This window comes from Pseudenhygromyxa sp. WMMC2535 (assembly GCF_011083025.2).
This window is the reverse complement of record NZ_JABJWV010000001.1, coordinates 2,749,019-2,768,834: the sequence shown is the minus strand read 5'-3', so window position 1 is coordinate 2,768,834 and position 19,816 is coordinate 2,749,019. Positions and strand designations below refer to the sequence as shown.

The 19,816-nt window shown below is 70.1% G+C and carries 15 protein-coding genes; 13 read left to right on the top strand and 2 right to left on the bottom strand.

Annotated features, from left to right (window positions below; all coding sequences use genetic code 11):
- Nucleotides 1–55: 55 nt before the first annotated feature.
- From G6O69_RS10640 to G6O69_RS10620, 5 genes are all read left to right on the top strand, one after another.
- Nucleotides 56–706 carry a hypothetical protein gene (locus G6O69_RS10640; RefSeq protein WP_172303403.1) on the top strand — a complete coding sequence of 217 codons (651 nt, stop codon included), beginning with the start codon at nt 56–58 and terminating at the stop codon, nt 704–706.
- A 42-nt stretch (nt 707–748) separates the two neighbouring features.
- Nucleotides 749–1,852, top strand: coding sequence for a hypothetical protein (locus tag G6O69_RS10635; RefSeq protein WP_172303402.1), 1,104 nt, complete (start codon nt 749–751; stop codon nt 1,850–1,852).
- A complete protein-coding gene (locus G6O69_RS10630) occupies nt 1,849–2,928 on the top strand; it encodes a lysylphosphatidylglycerol synthase transmembrane domain-containing protein (protein ID WP_172303401.1) in 1,080 nt (359 codons plus the stop codon). Before G6O69_RS10635 ends, G6O69_RS10630 begins: the two co-directional genes overlap by 4 nt.
- On the top strand, nt 2,925–3,434 hold the full coding sequence (locus G6O69_RS10625; protein WP_172303400.1) for a DUF2505 domain-containing protein: 510 nt from the start codon (nt 2,925–2,927) through the stop codon (nt 3,432–3,434). Before G6O69_RS10630 ends, G6O69_RS10625 begins: the two co-directional genes overlap by 4 nt.
- Before the next feature lie 932 nt (nt 3,435–4,366).
- On the top strand, nt 4,367–5,992 hold the full coding sequence (locus G6O69_RS10620) for a serine hydrolase domain-containing protein (protein ID WP_172303399.1): 1,626 nt from the start codon (nt 4,367–4,369) through the stop codon (nt 5,990–5,992).
- A gap of 54 nt (nt 5,993–6,046) precedes the next feature.
- Here G6O69_RS10620 and G6O69_RS10615 read toward each other — a convergent pair whose 3' ends face one another.
- Nucleotides 6,047–7,009: a hypothetical protein gene (locus tag G6O69_RS10615; RefSeq protein WP_172303398.1), complete on the bottom strand. Its 963-nt coding sequence runs from the start codon at nt 7,007–7,009 to the stop codon at nt 6,047–6,049.
- Between the two features lie 910 nt (nt 7,010–7,919).
- On the opposite strand from G6O69_RS10615, the gene G6O69_RS10610 reads away from it, so the two are divergent.
- Nucleotides 7,920–9,332, top strand: coding sequence for an aminopeptidase P family protein (locus G6O69_RS10610; protein ID WP_172303397.1), 1,413 nt, complete (start codon nt 7,920–7,922; stop codon nt 9,330–9,332).
- Nucleotides 9,333–9,336: 4 nt separating this feature from the next.
- Here G6O69_RS10610 and G6O69_RS10605 read toward each other — a convergent pair whose 3' ends face one another.
- The gene (locus tag G6O69_RS10605; RefSeq protein ID WP_172303396.1) at nt 9,337–10,749 is read right to left on the bottom strand and encodes a sigma-54 dependent transcriptional regulator; all 1,413 of its coding nucleotides are present in this window, start codon (nt 10,747–10,749) and stop codon (nt 9,337–9,339) included.
- Nucleotides 10,750–11,290: 541 nt separating this feature from the next.
- Here G6O69_RS10605 and G6O69_RS10600 point away from each other — a divergent pair.
- From G6O69_RS10600 to G6O69_RS10570, 7 genes are all read left to right on the top strand, one after another.
- A complete protein-coding gene (locus tag G6O69_RS10600) occupies nt 11,291–11,728 on the top strand; it encodes a helix-turn-helix transcriptional regulator (protein ID WP_346017027.1) in 438 nt (145 codons plus the stop codon).
- Between the two features lie 121 nt (nt 11,729–11,849).
- On the top strand, nt 11,850–12,914 hold the full coding sequence (gene pilM / locus G6O69_RS10595; RefSeq protein WP_172303395.1) for a type IV pilus assembly protein PilM: 1,065 nt from the start codon (nt 11,850–11,852) through the stop codon (nt 12,912–12,914).
- Nucleotides 12,915–12,927: 13 nt separating this feature from the next.
- A complete protein-coding gene (locus tag G6O69_RS10590; RefSeq protein ID WP_172303394.1) occupies nt 12,928–13,647 on the top strand; it encodes a PilN domain-containing protein in 720 nt (239 codons plus the stop codon).
- Between the two features lie 10 nt (nt 13,648–13,657).
- A complete protein-coding gene (gene pilO / locus G6O69_RS10585; protein WP_172303393.1) occupies nt 13,658–14,305 on the top strand; it encodes a type 4a pilus biogenesis protein PilO in 648 nt (215 codons plus the stop codon).
- Nucleotides 14,302–14,946 (top strand): hypothetical protein, encoded by a 645-nt coding sequence (locus G6O69_RS10580; protein WP_172303392.1) that lies wholly within the window; start codon nt 14,302–14,304, stop codon nt 14,944–14,946. Before pilO ends, G6O69_RS10580 begins: the two co-directional genes overlap by 4 nt.
- 117 nt (nt 14,947–15,063) lie before the next feature.
- Nucleotides 15,064–19,119: a type IV pilus secretin PilQ gene (pilQ, locus tag G6O69_RS10575; RefSeq protein WP_172303391.1), complete on the top strand. Its 4,056-nt coding sequence runs from the start codon at nt 15,064–15,066 to the stop codon at nt 19,117–19,119.
- Nucleotides 19,112–19,729, top strand: a complete 618-nt coding sequence (locus tag G6O69_RS10570) for a shikimate kinase (protein ID WP_172303390.1) — start codon at nt 19,112–19,114, stop codon at nt 19,727–19,729. Before pilQ ends, G6O69_RS10570 begins: the two co-directional genes overlap by 8 nt.
- The last annotated feature ends 87 nt before the right edge of the window (nt 19,730–19,816 follow it).

Genomic DNA, 19,816 nt, shown 5'->3' with positions numbered 1-19,816 from the left:
CGTTGCTTTTGTCGCGTGACCGAGCCCCCAGCGGCTACAATCCGCGACGCGAGCCATGGCCAGTGAAAACACCAGCGGGGGCGCGAGCGATGGCACCTTGGGCCGCATCGCCCTCAAGCAGGTCCGCATGACCCGGGCCGAGGTCGAGGCGCGCACCCGCGAGACCAGCGGCGCGCGTCGGGCCGCGGCCGGCAACCCTCGCAACCGGCTGGTCCCCTACCTCGATCTCTTCAGCCGCCTCGGCGACGAGGAGCTCTCGCGCCTCGCCCGGGCGCCGCTGTCCGCCGTCGAGGGGCTGCGTCAGCAGATCGAAGAGGTCAACCGCGCCTTCGGTCGCTACGTGGATCTGCTCCCGCGCCTGTCCGACGACGAGCTCGCGCGGATGACCGGGGCCAAGGCCAAGACGATCCGCTTTTGGCGCCTGAGCCAGCCGCGTCACCTCCAGGGGCGACGCCCGAGCTCGGCGGCGGACTCCTCCCCCGCCCTGGTCCAGCCCGAGGCTGGCGAGCGCGAACGGGAGATCAGCGCGTCGCACAGCCTCGGCTCCGTGCCGACCCTGGCCGAGGCCGCCGCCGACTCGGCGCCCATGTCGGCGGCCGTGTCGAGCTCCGGCCTGAGCACCAAGCGCGAGCCCTCCGACGCCTACGAGGCGCCCAAGGGCCCGGCCGAATCGGCGACCATGGTCATGGACGTCGAGTTCGAGTAGCCCGCTACAACTTTGCCGGGGCCGCCGTTATGCTCCGCCGGCGTGCGCGCCAAGCTCCAGGTTCAAGCCGGCGAGCCCAGCTCCCCCGAGCTGGCGGCCCGGACCGTCGCTCGAGCGCTGCTGACCGCGCTGCCGCGGCAGCGCCCCGTGACCCTCGCGGTCCTGGCCTTCGGCCCGCACCCCGGGCTCACGCCCACGCCCTGGGTGATCGAGGGCGTGCTCGAGGCGCTGATCGAGGCCGAGCGGACCCCGGCGCTGTGGCTGCCCTTGGGGGACCCCGACACGGCCGAGGCCGCGCTTCGTCGCGCGCGCTCGGTCTCGGCGAGCGCCGCCAGCTTTGGCGGCCTGCTCGAGCACCCCGGCGAGCTGCTCGAGCGCCCGAGTCGAGATCGCACCCTCGAGCTCGAGCTCCCCGGCCAGGCCCGCCCCGCGCGGGTGCCCAGGGAGCTCGCGGGCTCGAGCCTGATCGTGCTCACCCCGCTCTCGCTGCGCCCCGGTAGGCGCCGTGGCGGTCGCCCGAGCTGGTCGGGGCCCTCGACCATCGCCGCGGCCGAGCTCGCCCGCGCCTGGGGCTTCGAGGGCGCGCGGGCGCGCTCGCCCTGGGATGACGAGGGCGCGGCCAGGGCTGGCCGCGCCCTGCTCGAGGCCGTATTCGCGAGCGCGGCCGTGGTCGTCGACGGGACCTGGGCCGGCGTGTTCGAGCAGCCCACGGAGCAGGCCACCCGCGGGCTGCGAGAGGCGCCCACGCGCCTGCTCGGCGAGCTCGGCGAGGCCGAGCGCGTGCTCGGCCTGGGCGAGTGGAGCCGCGTCGGCGACGACGAGGTCCTGGGCGTGGATCACTTCTTGTCGCGCGCCCTCGGCCTCGCCGCTGGCCGGGTCACCACCACCCCCGCGCCGAGCTTCACCACCAGCCCCGGGGCCTGGCCGCGCCTCGACGTCGCCGCCCCCGAGCCGCGCGCGCCCAAGCGCATGGCCGACCGAGCGATCGCAGGCATCCGCAGCCAAAAGGCGCGGCTGCGCTCGGGCGCCGCGCAGACCCGGGCCCTGCCCCCGCGCGTCCCCGGCCGCTTCGCCGGCCTGTGGGCGCAGCGGTGGTTCGGCGACGAGCACGAGCGCAGCTTTGGCCTGGGATCGGGGCCGCGGTGAGTCGGCTGCTGCGCCGCACGCTGATCGGCGTGGCGATCGGCGTGCTCGTCTACGTCGTCGCCCTGCTGGTCTTCGACGCCCGCGAGGTCGCCGACAGCCTGGCCGGCTTCGCCTGGTCCGCCGTCGCCATGGCCCTGGGCCTGTCCTCGCTCAACTACCTGCTGCGCTTTTGGAAGTGGGAGCTGGCCCTGGGCTGGCTCGACATCCGCGGCGGCTCGGGCGGGCTGCACGAGCCCACGCAGCTGAGCCTCCCGCGCTCGCTGGAGATCTATCTCGCCGGCCTGAGCATGTCCGTGACCCCCGGCAAGGTCGGCGAGGTCCTGCGCAGCGTGCTGCTGCGGGCGAGCAACGGCGTCCCCTTCACGCGCACGGCCCCGGTGGTCGTCGCGGATCGGCTCAGCGACCTGATCGCCCTGGTCGTGCTCGCGCTGATCGGCATCGCCGACTTCTCCGAGTACCTGCCCCACGTGCTCGGAGCCCTGGTCCTGGTCCTCGCCGGGGTGATCTTGCTGGGCTCGCCGCGCCTCTTTGGCGGGCTGTTGCGGCTGTGTGCCCGGCTGCCGGTCGTGGGCGGCCTGGCCGAGCGCGCCCTGGGCATGGTCGACAGCGCCGCGGTGCTCCTGCGCCTGCGCTACCTGGGCGTGCTCAGCGCGATCTCCGTGGTCGGCTGGGGCCTCGAGTGCGTGGGCTACTGGCTGATCCTCAACGCCTTCCCCGGGGTCTCGGCGGGCCTGTTGCTGTGCACTTTCTTGTGGTCGGCGACCACACTGATCGGCGCGCTCTCCTTTTTGCCCGGGGGCCTGGGCGCCACCGAGGGCTCCCTGGGCGTGCTCGCGACCCGCTTTGCCATGGGCGTGGGCGAGGGCGTGGCGGTGGCCTCGACCTTGCTCATCCGCTCGTGCACCCTCTGGTACGGTGAGCTGGTCGGCGCCGTCGCCCTGGCCTCCTTCATGCGGGACCCGGACCTGCGCGCGGCCGCCAGCGAGGCCGAGGCCGCCGAGGGCACCGCGCCCGCACCAAAAATCCCCTCCAGCTCGCACGCTGCCAACACGCACACGCACGAAGAGTCACCATGATCGATTACGAGATCGTCGACGAGTTCAACACCACCCCCGACCAGTACTGGGAGATGTTCTTCAGCGACGCCTACAACGCCGCGCTGTGGGAGCACCTCGACATCCAGCGCGAGGTCATCGAGTTTCGCCGCGAGGGCGAGGGGGACGCGGAGGTCATCCACCGCGTCCAGAAGCTGACGCCCCGCCGCGACGTGCCCTCGGCGCTGCGCAAGCTGGTCAAGGACGCGATCGCCTACGAGGAGCGCAACGTCTGGCGGCGGAGCACCGGGGTGATGGAGGTGGTCACGATCCCCAACTTCTTCGCGGACAAGTTCACGGCCAAGGGAGTCTACGAGCTCGAGCCGGTCGGGGAGGGCAAGCTGCGGCGGATCTGGAAGGCGAACTGCGAGTGCCGGGTGCCGCTGGTCGGGGGGAAGGTCGAGAAGCATGTGGTCGAGGAGGTCAAGCGTAGCTATCAGGCGACGACGATCTTCACGCGCAAGTGGATCGCCGAGAAGCTCGGCTGAGGGCTTGCTCGCGGGCGCCTCTTTTGGGGTGGGCCTTCGTTCCTGTTGGGGCGGGGGCCTTTTGCTTGGGAGGGGGTCTTGCTTGGTTGGGGCTTGTTCGTCTTTTGCGGAGGGTGTCTTGCTTGGTGGGGGCTTGCTGGTCTTTTGCGGAGGGTGTCTTGCTCGGCGAGCACACGCACGGGCCAGCAGGGGACCCTCTGCGCTCGGACAGGCTTGCTGACTCCGACGCGTGTCTCCTCGAAGAGGTGCTGTCCTTCTCGGAGGTAAGCGCTCCGAAGGGTCTCTGCGTACGCAAAACTCGCTCCGAGGGTCCCCTGCTGGCCCTTTTGTGCGCGTCTTCGGCAAGAAGGAGCTCCGTCGCAGGCTGGCGGGGGGACTCGTCTTTGGAGTTGGTCGTCTTGCCTGGTGGGGAGGGCTGGTCTTTTGCGGAGGGTGTCTTGCTTGGTGAGGGCTTGCTGGTCTTTTGCGGAGGGTGTCTTGCTCGGCGAGCACGCGCACGGGCCAGCAGGGGACCCTCTGCGCTCGGACAGGCTTGCTGACTCCGACGCGTGTCTCCTCGAAGAGGTGCTGTCCTTCTCGGAGGTGAGCGCTCCGAAGGGTCTCTGCGTACGCAAAACTCGCTCCGAGGGTCCCCTGCTGGCCCCTTTTGTGCGCGTCTTCGGCAAGAAGGAGCTCCGTCGCGGACAAGCGAGGGCTTGGCTGTTCGGGGGAGGTTGTCGTGCTCGAGGGAGAGGCTGACGCAGGCGGAGGGGAGGCGGTCTTTGGGCGGAGGTTGTCGTGCTTGGGGGAGAGGCTGACACGGGCAGAGGGGAGGCGGTCTTTGGGCGGAGGTTGTCGTGCTTGGCGAGGAAGTCTCTGTCACAGACTGGCGGGGGCTCGGGTTTGGAGGAGGCTGCTCGGGTCGAGCGGGGTCTTCGCGCTAAACTCCGGCGATGTTGCGCCCTTCCCTCGCCCTGAGTGCGCTCGCCTGCCTCGTCCTCGCCTGTGCTCGACCGGCGCCCAGCGCTGCCCCGGCCGCGAGCACCGACTGCGACACCCAGGATCAGCCGCTATCCAAGAGCGCTCCTGCGCCGCGCGATCGCGTGGCCGAGATCGACGCGCTCGGGGAGCGGGCGCGCGAGCTCTTCGAGGTGCCTGGGCTCGCCCTCGCCGTCGTTCATGAGGGTGAGGTGGTGATCGCCAAGGGCTACGGCGAGCGGGTCCTCGGTGGTGGCGAGGCTGTCGATGCCCAGACGAACTTCGCTATCGCCTCGAACTCCAAGGCATTCACCGCGACCGCCGTCGGGTTGCTCGTCGCCGACGGCCTCGTCGGCTGGGACGACCGCGTCGTCGATCACCTGCCCGACCTCGTGCTGTGGAACGATTATGTGACCCGCGAGCTGCGGGTCCGCGACCTGCTCTCGCACCGCGTTGGCCTGCGGACCTGGGAGGGCGACCTGATGTGGATCAGCTCCAAGTTCAGCTTTACCGACATCTATGCCCGGCTGCGCTACCTCGATCCGCCGGCGGGGCTGCGCGAGCGCTACGGCTACTGCAACTTGATGTTCGCGGTCGCTGGCGAGCTGATCCGGGCCAAGAGCGGTCAGACCTGGGAGCAGTTCGTCGCCGCGCGCCTGCTCGAGCCCCTCGGCATGAGCCAGGCCCAAACCACGCTCGAGGGCGCGCTCGGGGTCGCCAACCGGGCCGAGCCCCACATCCAGATCGAGGGCGAGTGGCAGACGACGCCGCGCCTCGATCTGAGCGCCATGGCGGCTGCGGCCGCGATCGATGCCAGCGTCGAGGACATGGCCAAGTGGATGCAGATGCAGCTCGCCAACGGCCAGCTCGGCGGCACCCAGGTCGTGCCTGCGAAGATCATCGAGCAGACCCACCAGCCCCACATATGGCTGGAGACCCCGAGCGAGGACTTCTACGAGCCCGCTCGCCACCTGCGTGGCTACGGCCTCGGCTGGTTCCTCGAGGACTATCGCGGCCGGACCCTCGTCCACCACGGCGGCGGGCTCCCGGGCATGACCTCGCGCGTGCTCTTGGTCCCCGACGAGGCGCTCGGCGTCGTCATCCTGACCAACAGCGAGAGCCCGGTCTCGCGGCTGCTCGCGTTTCAGATCGCCGACCTGTTCTTGACCGACGAGCCCGGCAAGGACTACCTCGCGGCCCACCTCGCCAAGCAGGCCGAGGCCGAAGCTGCCAGGGCCGCCTCCGAGAGCCCCAAGCCAAACGCAAAGCGCGCCCCCATCCCTGCTGGCCTCGAAGGCAAGTACGAGAGCCCCCTGCTCGGCCTCGCCGAGATCCGCAGCGAGGACGGCGGCCTCGTGTTCGAGGCGACCGAACACGGCGGCCTGCGCTGTCGCTTTGCGAGCGAGGCTGTCCTGCCCGAGGGCGCCGGCAGCCCCGTCAGCGTCGAGCTGCCTTGCACCTGGGACGATCCCAACATGGGCATCAGCGAGTTTGGCCTGGTGACCAAGGGCAAGCGCGTCCGCGAGCTTCGCTTCAGCGTCCGCCCCTCGTTTTACGATCCCCTCGAGTACAGCTTCGCGCGGGCGCGCTCGCAGGGTTGATGTCCTTGTCCTTCCAAGAGATGGGCCCCCGCATATGCAGGGGCCCATCGGGGCTCAGGCGGCCAGGATCTGGTGAGGCTCGGTGGCGTCACGGCGGCCGATGGAGCAGGTCTCGCCGGGGGCGAGGATGGTTTCGTAGATGTGCACGTACTCGGTCTCGAGCAGGCCTCGCATGCGCAGGTACTGCTGAGCAGGCTCGTCGCGCTCCATGATCAGGCCAGCGCTGGAGAGCTGGCGAGGGAGGCGGAGCAGGGCGTGTCCACGGGGAACATCGACCCCGCCCACGCGCAGGGCGGCGTTGTCCTGCTCGAGCAGGCGCCAGCTCCCGGCGCTCTCGCCCGCGTCGTCATCTTCGCGGGCGGCGACCTCGTAGGCGAGGCAGGGCCGGCCGCTCAGCGGAGCGCGGAGCAGCTCGCCCGCGCTCTCGACGACGCCGGTGGTGACCCGGCGCGGCCGAGACGGGCGAAGCCCGTGCTCGGGGAGGCGCCAACGCCTTGGCGTAGTCCGACGTAGCGGATCTTTGACCTGGGAGAGCGCCCATCCGAGCACAGCGCTGACAATGAACGAGCAGGCGACTTGGACGATCACGCTCGTCGCGTCGTGAGCCTCTCTCATCAAGTGATGAAAGCCGGAGTAGGCCAGCCAGCCCATGAGCGCGACCGCCGGCACCAACGCGACCGCGAGGGCGCGACGACGCGAGCGCGACAGCTTGGACTCGTCCTCCTCCACCTCGCTGAGCGAGTACACGCTCGGCGTGTGGCGCAGATCGACGAGGCCGATCTCCTGACAGGCAGGGCAGCGCCGCTTGACCGAGCGGCTGCGATCATCAGCGGGCGCCGAGCGCATCGGATCCGCGCTCGTCGGCTCGACCAACCGACCACAAGCCATGCACAGCGAGAAACACTCGAAGGGCGCGAACTCGATCGCCCTGCTCTGAACCTCCCCCCCTTGACGAGCCAGCTCGCGACGCAAGGCCGAGCGAACGCCGACGCCGCTGCTGCGTCCACCGCCTCGCATTCCCCTCAAGTAACTCTGCACCATTCCAGCGCCAGACGGGCCGGCCATCTTCGTATCTCCTTTGCTTGCTAGTTTCGTGTGTTCGTCGGCGACCATCCGCCGCACGCCCACCACGACCTCGAGCCAGGACGCTCGATTCCTGCACCCCTACCGATCTCTCCCAAACCCACCGACGCCACCCCCGCCCCCGCTCTCCACCACCTCTCCCCCAAGCAAGACAACCTACCCCCCCAAACCGCCTCCCCTCTGCCTGCTCAACCTCTCTCCCCAAGCACGACAACCTACCCCCAAAGACCGCCTCCCCTCTCTGCCCAACCTCTCCCCCAAGCAAGACAACCTACCCCAAAAGACCGCCTCCCCTCTCTGCCCAACCTCTCCCCCAAGCAAGACAACCTACCCCAAAAGACCGCCTCCCCTCTCTGCCCAACCTCTCCCCCCAAGCAAGACAACCTACCCCCAAAACCGCCTCCCCTCTGCCTGCTCAACCTCTCTCCCCAAGCACGACAACCTCCCCCGAACAGCCAAGCCCTCGCTTGTCCGCGACGGAGCTCCTTCTTGCCGAAGACGCGCACAAAAGGGCCAGCAGGGGACCCTCGGAGCGAGTTTTGCGTACGCAGAGACCCTTCGGAGCGCTCACCTCCGAGAAGGACAGCACCTCTTCGAGGAGACACGCGTCGGAGTCAGCAAGCCTGTCCGAGCGCAGAGGGTCCCCTGCTGGCCCGTGCGCGTGCTCGCCGAGCAAGACACCCTCCGCAAAAGACCAGCAAGCCCCCACCAAGCAAGACACCCTCCGCAAAAGACCAGCAAGCCCCCACCAAGCAAGACACCCTCCGCATAAGACCAGCAAGCCCCCACCAAGCAAGACCCCTCCACAAAAGACGAGCAAGCCCCCAGACGCTACACTCCCCTCATGAGCCACGGCCTGCCCCCCCAGTCCGCCGAGATCTACACCGCCCGCCGCCGCCGCCTCGCCGCCGCCACCCAAGCCCCGGCCCTGCTCTTCTCGGGCAGCTCGACCCCCCGCAACTACCCCGCCAACGTCCACCCCTTCCGCCCCGACAGCCACTTTCTGTACCTGACCGGCGCCTGGGTCGAGGGCGCCGCCCTGCTCGTCGACGGCGAGCGCAGCGTGCTCTTCATGCCCGCCGAAGATCCGGCCGACCTGATCTGGCACGGGCCGACACCCGGCTGGGCCGAGTTCCAGGCGGCCACCGGCGTCGACGAGATCCGCGACATCGAGACCCTCGCAGAGCTCGTGCAAACGCGCGGCGCCGCGCAGCTCTCGAGCTTGCCGGCCGTCAGCGCCGCCACCCGCTTTTCGCAGGGCCGACTGCTCGACCGCGACTGGGCCGAGCCGGGGAGCACGCCCAAGCTCGGCGAGCGCGACGCGGCCCTGGCCGACGCGATCATCGGCCTGCGCATGGTCCACGACGCCGGCGCCCTCGAGATGCTCCGCGGCGCGGCCGAGGCCACCGTCGCGGCCCACCTCGCCGGCATGGCCGCGACCCGCCCCGGGCTGCGCGAGAGTGACGTGCGCGCGGCCATGGAGGCGCCCTTCATCGCCCGCGACATGACCACGGCCTACGGGGCGATCGTCACCGTCCACGGCGAGATCCTCCACTCGACGAGCTACGGCCACGCGCTCGAGGCCGGCGACCTCCTGCTCGCCGACGTCGGCGCGGAGAACCATGGCTGGGCCGGCGACGTCACCCGCACCTGGCCGGTCTCGGGCAAGTTCTCGCCCACCCAGCGCGCCATGTACGAGCTCGTGCTCGCCTCCCAGCAGGCCGCCATCGACATGCTCGCGCCCGGCGTGCGCTACCGCGACGTGCACCTGGCCGCCGGGCGGGTGATCCTCCAGGGCCTCGTCGACGAGGGCGTGCTCAAAGGCGAGGTCGACGGGCTGCTCGAGCGCGGCGCCCAGGGGCTGTTCTTCGTCCATGGCCTCGGCCACCTGCTCGGCCTCGACGTCCACGACATGGAGGACCTCGGCGACCGAGCCGGCTACGCCCCAGGGCGAACCCGCGCGCCGGAGTTTGGCCTGTGCTTCTTGCGCCTCGACCGTGACCTCCAGCCGGGCATGGCCGTGACCATCGAGCCGGGCTTTTATCAGGTCCCCGCCCTGCTCGCGCCGGGCTCCGAGCTCACCGCCCCCTTCGACGCCGACGGCAGCCTCGACCGCGAGGCCCTGGCCAAGTTCGCCGACGTCCGGGGGATCCGCATCGAGGACGACGTGGTGATCACCGAGACCGGCGCGGAGGTCCTGACCGCCGCGCTGATCAAGGCACCCGGAGACGTCGAGGCCGCCGTCGGTCAGCGCTAGGAGCTCAGCTGACGCCGAACTCTTTGATCTTGTAGAGCAGCGCCCGGTGGCTGAGGTCGAGCAGCCGCGCCGCGTGGGTGCGGTTGCCCTCGGTCTTCTCGAGCGCGCGCAAGATCAGCTCGCGCTCGATCCGTCGTGAGGCGCGCTTGACCGAGAGATCCTCCTCGGAGAAGTGCATCGAGAAGCCGACCTCCTCGGGGCCCTCGGCGGCGGCCTGGCGGCGACGCTGGAGCCGCTCGGGCAGGTCGTCGGGGCTGATCAGCGCGCTCTCGGCGAGCACCGCCGCGTGCTCGAGGGTGTTCTCGAGCTCGCGGACGTTGCCCGGCCAGTCGTAGGCCAGCAAGATCCGCAGCGCCTCGGCGTCGAGGCCCTCGAGCGCGGTGCCCAGGCGATGGTTGATCGTCTGCAAGAAGTGGTCGGCGAGGGGGGCGATGTCCTCCCGGCGCTCGCGCAAGGCCGGGATCGACAGGGGCATGACCGCGAGGCGAAAGAACAGGTCCTGGCGAAACTCGCCATCGTCGACCATCTGCTCGAGCGGCCGCGAGGTCGCCGCGACCACGCGCACGTCCACGGCGCGCGGGCGGGTCTCGCCCACGCGCCGAACCTCGCGCTCCTGGAGCGCGCGCAGCAGCTTGACCTGAACGGCCAGGGGGAGCTCGCCGACCTCGTCGAGGAACAAGGTGCCGCCGCTCGCGGCCTCGAACAGGCCGGGCTTGTCGACGCTCGCATCGGTGAACGCGCCCTTGGCATGACCAAAGAGCTCCGACTCGATCAGCCCCTCGGGGATCGCCCCGCAGTTGAGGGCCACGAAGGGCTGCTCGGCGCGCGGGCTGAGCTCGTGCAGCGCTCGACTGACCAGCTCCTTGCCAACCCCCGACTCGCCGAGCACGAGCACCGTGGTCTCGAAGCGCGCGACCTTGCGCAGGGTCTTGGCCAGCTTGCGCATGGGCGCGCTGTGGATCAGCAAGCGCCCGAGCACCTCCACGCCACCTTCGAGCTCGGCCAGCGCCGCTCGCAAGCGCGCGTTCTCTCGCCGCAGCCGCAGCCGCTCTTCAGCCTTGCGCAAGGTCAGCACGACCTCGTCTTGCTTGAAGGGCTTCGAGATGTAGTCGTAGGCGCCGCGCTGCATGGCCTCGAGCGCCAGGTCCACGCTGCCGAAGGCGCTCATCATCACCAAGGTGATCTCCGGGTGCTCGACGCCCAGGCGATCCGCGAGCCCGAGACCGTCGAGCGCACCCGGCATGCGCACGTCCGAGAGCACGACGTCGACGGCCTCGTCTTCGAGGAGCGCCAGCGCCCGCTCGCCACTCTCGACGCTGAGCACCTCGAAGCCCGCGCGCCGCAGCAGCAGATCGAGCATGTGGCGCATGGGCTCCTCGTCGTCGACCACCAACACCCGGGAGAAGCCTTCGTTCACCGGCGAAATTGTAGAGGAGTGAGGGGGCGCGAGCCGCGGCCAAGGGCCCTGAGCCCAAAAGGCGTCGACCACGCGGGCAAAGACTGGTCAAAAACACAGTCTCTGGGTGTCTGGAACCCCCCTTCGACCCTGGTTTGCACGCATTTTTGGGACCTCGCTTGATCGCGTGGGAAGCTTCTTTACGCGCTGTCCGCAGGCTCGAAGCTCGTGCTCATGTCGACGTCAGAAAACTCATCCGCCCGGCGACCCGCTGGTGGGCCAGATCCCGGGCGAGGTCTCGTGAGCCACCACTTAAAAGACCCATCAAATCCCTATCACTTGCACTCAATTACACATCATTTGGGCAGCTCATGGCCGTTGACTCCCCTCGATTGGGGGCCGACAATGTCCAGGACCGGCGAAGAGCCTCTTTCCGCCCATGAAATCCTCAGGAAAACCCGAAACGAAGGCCATGGAGATGGCTGCTGCGTCGTCGGGGGGCGGTGTGACGGACGCGGACTTGGAGCATCGAGGGCAATCACCTGGGGACGGCGAGCCGAACGTGAGCTCGTCCGCGCCGGCCAACGACACGCCGGCCAACGACACTCCGACCGCCAAGCCGAGCGCGACGAAGCCGACCACGGCCGCGTCACCCGAGCCGACGGTGGTCGCACCCGTGCCCACCGGCAGCACGCCGGCGGAGCCTGCGACACCGGCTCCCGAGGCACCGGCCAACGAGACGGCCGCCGCCAAGAAGAGCAAGCGCAAGTCGAGGACGCGCTCGCGCTCGGGGCTCGAGCCCAACAACGTTCGCAAGTTGCGTCAGGAAGCGATGATGTCCAAGGCCGAGCTCGCGCGTCGTGCCGGGGTCTCGCCGCTGACCATCGACCGCGTCGAGGCCGGGTGTCCCTGCCGCATGGACACCAAGCGCAAGATCCTCGAAGCGCTGGGGCTCAAGCCCTCGGCCCGCGCCGAGGTCTGGCCCGACATCGACGCCTGAGCACCACCGCCGAGGTGGGGCTGCGCCCAGCGACCTCTGGATCTGGCCAGGGGCGCATGGAAAACCTGAATTGCTGGCCGAATTCGTACGAATTTGGCGGAATTGAGAAGGGAGCGTGCTGATGGCCCGGCAGTGCATCGGCCTCGACATCGGCTCGAGCTCGGTGAAGCTCGTGCAGGTCAAGCTCAGCCGCAAAGGCATGAGCTTGCAGAACTTCGGCATCGAGCCGCTGCCCACCGCGGCGATCATCGATGGGACCATCGGCGACCCAAACGCGGTCGCCGAGGCGATCCGCAACCTCGCCAAGCGCATCCACCTGCGCGGCAAGGACGTGGCCTTCGCGGTCTCCGGCAACAGCGTGATCATCCGCCGTCTGCAGATCCCCGCCATGGAGGGGGCGGCCCTCGCCGAGCAGATGGAGTGGGAGGTCCGACAAAACGTCCCCTTCGCCCGCGACGAGGTCATCGTCGACTGGGAGGTGCTCGTCGAGCGCACGCCCGAAGGGCAGATGGAGGTCGTGCTCGTCGCGGCCAAGCGCGAGGTCGTCGAGCAGTACATGCAGGTCGTTCGCGCGGCGGGCTTCAACCCCGTCGTCGTCGACACCGACGCCTTCGCCATGCAAAACGCGATCGACTCCGTCGACGGCCTCGTCTCCGGTGAGACCGTCGCGGTCATCAACGTCGGCGCTCACTTCTCGACGATCTCGATCGTCCGCGATGGAAAGCCGGTCTTTCACCGGAATTTGTCCTCGGGCGGCGACACCTTCACCGAGGCGATCCGCCATCGCCTGGCCGTGAGCCAAGATGGTGCCGAAGCTTACAAAGTAGGCAGCGCCGCAGGCGCTGGCGCCGGTTCGGCGGCCGATGTCGTGCCCCAGGAGGTCCACCGGGTCCTCGCGCAGGTGTCCGAGCAGGTCTCGGCCGAGTTCCAGCGGAGCATCGACTTCTATGTGAACGACGCGGTCGACGCCAACCTGGCCCGGGTCTACCTCACGGGCGGCAGCGCGCTGGTGCCTCAGCTCCCCAAGGCGATCCAAGATCGCAGCGGCGTGCCCGTGATGATCTTCGACCCCTTCTCCAAGATGAGCGTCGACGCGCGGCGCTTCGACGTCGAATACCTGCGCGCCAACGCGCCGGTCGCTTCGGTCGCGCTGGGCCTGGCCCTGCGCGCGCCGGGGGACAAGTGAGGATGGAAGCCGCATGATCCGCATCAACCTCTCGCCGGACGCCAAGCGTCGGACCCCGGGCCGCGGGCCCTCGGTGCAGCAGATCGTGCCTTCGACCGACGTGTCGAAGGGGGCGATCATCGCGGTCGTGATGATCGTCGGCTGGGTCGGCGTGGGCGTGGTCGCCTACTTCGTCCAGCAGAGCATCATCGAAGACACCAAGGTGCTGACCGCCAAGGCCAAGCAGCTCGACCAGCAGGCCGCGGACATCAACGCGCAGATCGACGAAGAGGGGCTCCAGGCCCGCTTCAACCGCTACGAGGAGCTCAAGGCCGCCAAGGAGGCGCTCGAGAAGAAGCGCCGCTCGCCGGTCTACGTCTACCACGAGCTCGCCAACGTGCTGACCACGGGCAAGCACCCCGACGTCGACGAGGCCGAGCAGCGCCAGCGCGTGGCCATCGATCCCCAGGCCCGCCTCGACCTCGACTGGGACGCCCAGTCGGTCTGGCTGCTGAGCATGGCCGAGAAGGAGAACGACGTCCTCGACATCACCGGCGGCGCCCGAGATCCCGACGACCTCTCGGAGTTCGTCAAGCGCCTGCGCGCCTCGGCCCGCTTCGCCCGGGTCTCGCACCCCGAGTTTCAGCTCAAGGAGGTCAAGGAAGACGCGGCCACCAAGGAGCTCAAGCCCGGCGACGCGATCCAGAACTTCTACACCTTCGAGCTGACCGCGCAGGTCCGCTACTGGGACTGACAGGAGCACCATGGCCGATTCACGCCTCGACGCCCTCGAGAAAGTCCCCGCCTGGCAGCTGGCCCTGGGCTGGCTGCTGGCCGCCGGGTTGATCCTCGCCGGCTGGTACGTCCTGTACCTGTCCGACACCCTGACCCAAAAAGAGAGCGCCGTGACTGCGGTCGAGCGCGCCGAGGCCGACCTCGCCGCGGCCGAGGACAAGCTCGCCAACTACGAGCAGCGGGTCAAAGAGCAGGCCGAGCGCGACCGCGAGCTCGAGAAGATGCTCGAGGTCGTGCCCGTCGACTCGTCGACCATCGACCACCTGATGAGCACCTTCCAGCGCGAGGCTCGCGGCGTCGGCCTCGGCCTCGAGCGCTGGGTGCCCCAGGCCGAGGAGCGCTACGACTTCTACGCCAAGATCCCCGTCGAGGTCACCGCGATCGGGACATGGCACGAGATCGGCGAATTTTTCCGTCGCGTCTCGGAAATGAAGAAGATCGTCAACATCGAGCAGGTCGAGATGAAGATCGGCAAGAACTTCGACGATAGCGGCTTCCCGCTGCTCCAGGTCGACTTCACCGCGAGCACCTTCCGCTTGCTGAGCGAAGACGAGCGCAGCGGCGAGGCCGGGGCCGACGGCCAGACCCGCCGCAGCGGTCGGGGAGGCCGGCGATGAGCGTCGCGTCGAAGACCGCGCGCCGCCTGGCGCTGACCCTGCCCCTGCTCGCGCTCGCGCCGACCCTGGCCTGCGGCGGTGAGGACGAGGTCGAGAGCAACGGCCAGCGCGGCCTGCCCCCGGGCACCGCGCGCATCGAGGCCGGCGGCTCGAAGCCCACCGTGGGCTCGCGGCGCAGCCCGAGCACCGGCGCGGGCACGACCGCGGGCGCCAGCGAGGCCGAGGCGCAGAGCGATCGCCCCGATCGCCCGCGCCCCGTGGTCACCCGCGAGGACTTCTCCGGCCGCGCCCGCGACCCCTTTCACAACTACGCGGCCGCCCAGGTTGCGACGGAGCCGGAGCCCGCCCCGGTCATCCGCAAGCAGCGCGACGTCAAGCTGTCCGAGTACAAGTTCGACGAGCTCAAGCTGATCGCAATCGTCAACGCCGGCCGCGGCGTGCCCCCGACCGCGCTGTTCTTGGCGTCCTCGGACAGCAAGTCCAAGAGCGTCAAGCAAGGCGAGTACTTCAGCGACGCCGAGCTCCTGCTCGCCTCGGTCAACCGCGACTACATCGAGGTCGAGGTCGTCGACCCCGAGCTCGCCCCCGGATGGAACCTCGAACGGGGCGAGCGCAAAGTCATCTATTTGAAGGATCGCTGACAACCCCAGGTCGGCCGCGCCGACCTCTACGAGCGTTCACTGAACCGACTTCCACCCGCTGGCTCGCCAGCGGGCAACGGGCTCCGTCGCGCCTAAATCCGGCGACGGCAACACCTCATGAACTCGAAAAACGCCGCCAAAGCCCACCGCACGCCCCGTTGGACGCCGCTCTCGGCCCTGGCCCTGCCCGCGCTGCTCGCCCTGGCCCTCGACCCCGGGGCCGCCTCGGCTGGCTCGCCGAGCAAGAAATCGGCGAGCAAGAAGTCGTCGTCGCCGCCAGCGTCGAGCGAGCGCAAGCTCTCCGTCCGCAAGGCCGTCAACCAGATCGACGGGCTGACCGTCGAGGAGCTCGACGACGGGACGACGATCCTGCGCCTGCGCGGCAACGTCGAGCCGACCTTCAACGTCTACCGGCTCTCGGACCCCGAGCGCCTGGTCGTCGACGTCAGCAAGAGCGAGCGCGGCAAGGCGGTGCCGCACGCTCCGGTCGACAGCTGGGTCGTGGGTCGGGTGACGATCTCCTCGGTCGAGGAGCACGACAGCAAGCTCGCGCGGGTGGTCGTCAACCTCAAGCGCGAGGCCAGCTACATCGTGGTGCCCAAGGGCCGCGACCTGATCATCACGGTCACGCCCAAGGAGATCGCCCCCGAGGCCTACTTCGCGCGCAAGAGCGCCGGCGAGCGCAAGGCCGAGATCGTGTCGATGCAGGCCGAGGCCGAGGCCGCGGTCAACAGCGCCGAGGGCCGGGCCAAGCAGGCCGAGGCCAAGGCGAGCAGCGCCGAGGGTCGGGCCAAGCAGGCCGAGGGCCGCGCCGACGCGGCCGAGCTCCGGGCCAAGGAGGCCGCGGGCGCGGCCGAGGACGCCCAGACCGAGGCCGAGCGCGTCCGCGCCGAGGCCGAGCGCATCAAGGCCGAGGCCGAGGCCCAGGCGACCAAGCTCGAGGAGGCCGCCAAGGCCAAGGCCGCGGCCCTCGAGCGTGACGCTCGCAAGCGGGCCAAGACGATCGAGAGCAAGGCCGCCGACACCCTGTCCGAGGCGCGCAAGGCCGCGGAGGCGCGCGCGGAGGCCCTGGCCGCCGCGGAGGCCCGCGCCGTCAAGGCCGAGCGCGAGGCCGCAGCCGCCGAGCGCCGGGCCGCCCGGGCCAAGGCCACGGCCGAGGCCGCCGAGGCCAAGGCGATCGAGATCCGCGACGAGGCCCAGGCCGTCGCCGAGGCCGAGGCGTCCAAGATCCGCCGGAACGCCGAGGTCGAGGCCTTGGCCGAGGCCGAGAAGATCCGCGTCGCCGCCGAGGCCGAGGCCGCCAAGGCCAAGGCCGAGGCCGAGGCCAAGCTCGCCACCGCCGAGGAGGCCGAGCTCGCCGCCAAGGCCCGCCTGGCGAGCGCCTCCAAGCGCTCGGCCGCCGCCAAGGCCAGCGAGGTCGAGGCCAAGGCCCAGGCGACCAAGGCCAAGGCGGCCAAGGCCGAGCTGCTCGCCGCGACGGCGGCCAAGAAGGCGGCCGAGGCCGAGCTGCTCGCCGCGACCCGCCAGGAGGCAGCGCAAAAGCGCGCCGCCCAGCAGGCGACCGAGGCCCTCGCCGCCCAGCAGGCCAAGGCCGAGCAGGCACAGAAGCTCGCCGCCAAGACCGAGGCCGCCAAGGCGCGCAAGAAGAGCGCCAAGGCCAGCAAGAGCAAGGCCCCCAAGCAGGTCGGGCCGCGCCCGGCCGACGTCCTGCTCGCCGAGGCCGAGCGCGCCATGAGCTTCGCCGAGAGCGAGGCCGAGCACGCCGAGGCCGCGCGCCTCTCGGCCGAGGCCGCCCTCGACGAGGCCCGCAAGGTCGCCCGCAAGGCGGGCAAGCGCGACCCCAAGCACGACGAGTACGCCACGGCCGTGACCCAGGCCGAGCGCGCCGTCGAGGCTGCGAGCGCGCGCGAGAAGCAGACCAAGGCCGAGCTCACCACCTTGAGCCAGGAGGTCGCGACCCTCGAGCAGGCTGTGTCCGGCGAGCGCGAGCAGGGCCAGATCTTCGCGGCCGCCGTCAACGAGCGCCAGGCCGAGCTCGCCGAGCTGCGCCGGGCGCTGAGCGACGCCGAGGCCCGCTACGAAGACCTCGGCGGCCAGGACGGTCCGCGCCGCGGCCTCGACCGCGGCAAGCACCGCCGCGCGGGTCGTGACCTCGACCGCGCCCGCGAGCGCTACGCGGCCCTCGAGCAGGAGCTCGAAGGCGAGCGCGACGCCCTCACCGAGCGCCGCGAGGCCCTCGGCAAGGCCCAGGCCCGCCTCGACGAGACCCTGGTCGCGCACAAGCAGCGCCGCTCCTTGACCCGCCAGTGGGAGGAGCAGCGCAAGGCCGCCGGCGACGCGGCGCTGCGAGACGTCCGCTTCGTCGACGGCCCGCAGGGCGCGGTGGTCATCGTCGAGATCGACGGCCCCGTCGTCTACGACGCGAGCAGCCTGACCCCGAACATGAACATGCTGGAGCTGCGCGACACGCAGATCCCGGTCAACCTCGAGCGCAGCCTCGACACGACCAGCTTCGGCGGCCCGGTCGACCGCATCACCAGCTTCCGCGAGGGCAGCGACGTCAAGATCATCGTCGCCAGTCAGACCTCGAGCCCGGCCGAGATCGAGCTCGACAGCAAGGGCAACCGGCTGATCTGGCGCTTCCCGGGCAAGAAGTCCCCCGCCGCCAGGGAGGCCGTGATCGCCAGCCGCGAGCAGAACCCCCGCGCGGTCGCGGCCGCCCCCGCGCCCGACCAGGCGGCAGCCGACATCGACGACATCGACGAGATCGAGCGCAGCGAGGTCGTCAGCCTCGGCGGGACCAAGGTCTCGGGCTTCTCGACGCCGCCGGTGCTCGCCGCCCGACCGGGGACCAAGGTCAACGGCCGCAGCCGCTGGCGAGGCGAGCGCATCGACATCGAGCTCCAGGACGCGCCGATCAAGGACGTGCTCTTGCTCTTCTCGGACATCGGCCGGGTCAACATCATCGCCGGCCCCGAGGTCCAGGGCTCGGTGACCATGAAGCTCTCGGCGGTGCCCTGGGATCAGGCCCTCGACATCATCTTGCGCTCCTTGAACCTGGGCATGGTCCAGGAGGGCAACGTGATCCGCGTGGCCACGCTGACCGCCCTCGAGGAGGAGCGCCGCAAGGCCATCGAGGAGGCCAACGCCCAGGTCCAGCTCAAGCCGCTCGAGACCCGGCTGATCCCCCTGAGCTACGCCGACGTCGGCGACATGCTGCCCAAGGTCCAGAGCGTGCTCAGCTCGCGCGGCTCGGTCACCCCCGACACGCGCACGAACACGCTGATCGTCATGGACGTGGCCGAGAACATCGCCCTGGCCGAGTCCCTGGTCCGCCAGCTCGACAGCCAGACGCCCCAGGTGTTGATCGAGGCGCGGATCGTCGAGGCGCGGACCAACTGGCTGCGCCAGCTCGGCATCCAGTGGGGCTTCGACTTCACGGCCAGCCCCGGCACGGGCAACCCCACGGGGCTGCTCTTCCCCAACTCCATCGGCGTGGGCGGCGGCTCGGGCAGCAACCAGTCCCCGACCAACGGCCTGATCCTCCCGGGCTCGGCGGCCAACCCCAACTACGCCGTCGACCTCCCGGCTCCGGTCTCGACCGGCACCGGTGGCGCGATCGGCTTCAGCTTCGGCAGCCTCTCGGGCAACCTCAACACCAACTTGCGCCTGAGCGCCGCCGAGGACGAGGGCGAGGTCCGGATCATCTCCGCGCCGAAGATCGTCACCCTCGACAACACCGAGGCCGACATCCAGCAGGGCGTGCAGATCCCGATCTCCCAGGTCTCTGCCCAGGGTGTCAACACGCGCTACGTCAACGCGACCCTCGGCCTGCGGGTCACGCCCCAGGTCACCAACGAGGGCGCCGTGCTCCTCGACGTACAGGTCCAGAAGAACGAGGCCGACTTCGTCAACACCGGCGCCCGGGGTGATCCGACGATCCTGACCAACTCGGCCCAGAGCCAGCTGTTGATCACCGACGGCGACACCGCCGTGATCGGCGGGATCTACACCCGCAACCAGGCGATCAACCACAGCAAGGTGCCCTGGTTCGCCGAGATCCCGATCATCGGGTGGTTCTTCAAGAACAAGACCGAACGCGACGACCGCTCGGAGATGCTGATCTTCCTGACGCCGCGGATCATCAACCGCTCCACGAGTATCGGTGGCTGAGCCCACCGAGCCCTCCGGGCGAGACGACCGACCGGTCTTCTTGCTCGGGCTCATGGGCGCCGGAAAGTCCAGCGTCGGGCGGGCCCTCGCGGCCCGCCGCGGCGCTGTCTTCATTGACCTCGACCAGCGCGTCGAGGCGATCTTCGGGCGCTCGATCCCCGCGCTCTTCGAGCAGGGCGGCGAGGCCTACTTTCGTCGCCTCGAGCGGGCGAGCCTGCGCTCGCTCCTCGCCGAGCCGGGCTTCGCGGGCAGCCGGGCCGTCGTCGCCACGGGCGGGGGCGTGATCGTGGATCCGCGCAACCTCGACGACATGCGCGCGCTGGGGACGACGATCTATCTGGAGGTCGGCCTGCCCGCGCTCACCTCGCGGCTGCGCGAGGACGCCGAGCGAGGCCGACGGCCGCTGCTCGCCCCGCCGCCTCCCGACCCGGCCCACTCCCCGCCGCCCCTCGACCCGCTCGCAGCTCGGCTCGCGTCTCTGCTCGCGGACCGCGAGCAGGCCTACCGCGGCGCGGACCTGGTGATCGACGGCGCGGCCGAGCTCTCGGCCGTCTGCGCGCGCATCGAGGCCGCGCTCGCCGAGGCGGACGAAGGTCGTACACCCGCATAGGTGTACGCGGGGCCCTCACCAGCCCGCCTTCGGTAGACTTGCGGGGGTGGACCGCGCTAATACGCATGCGCGGTCTACCGCCCCACC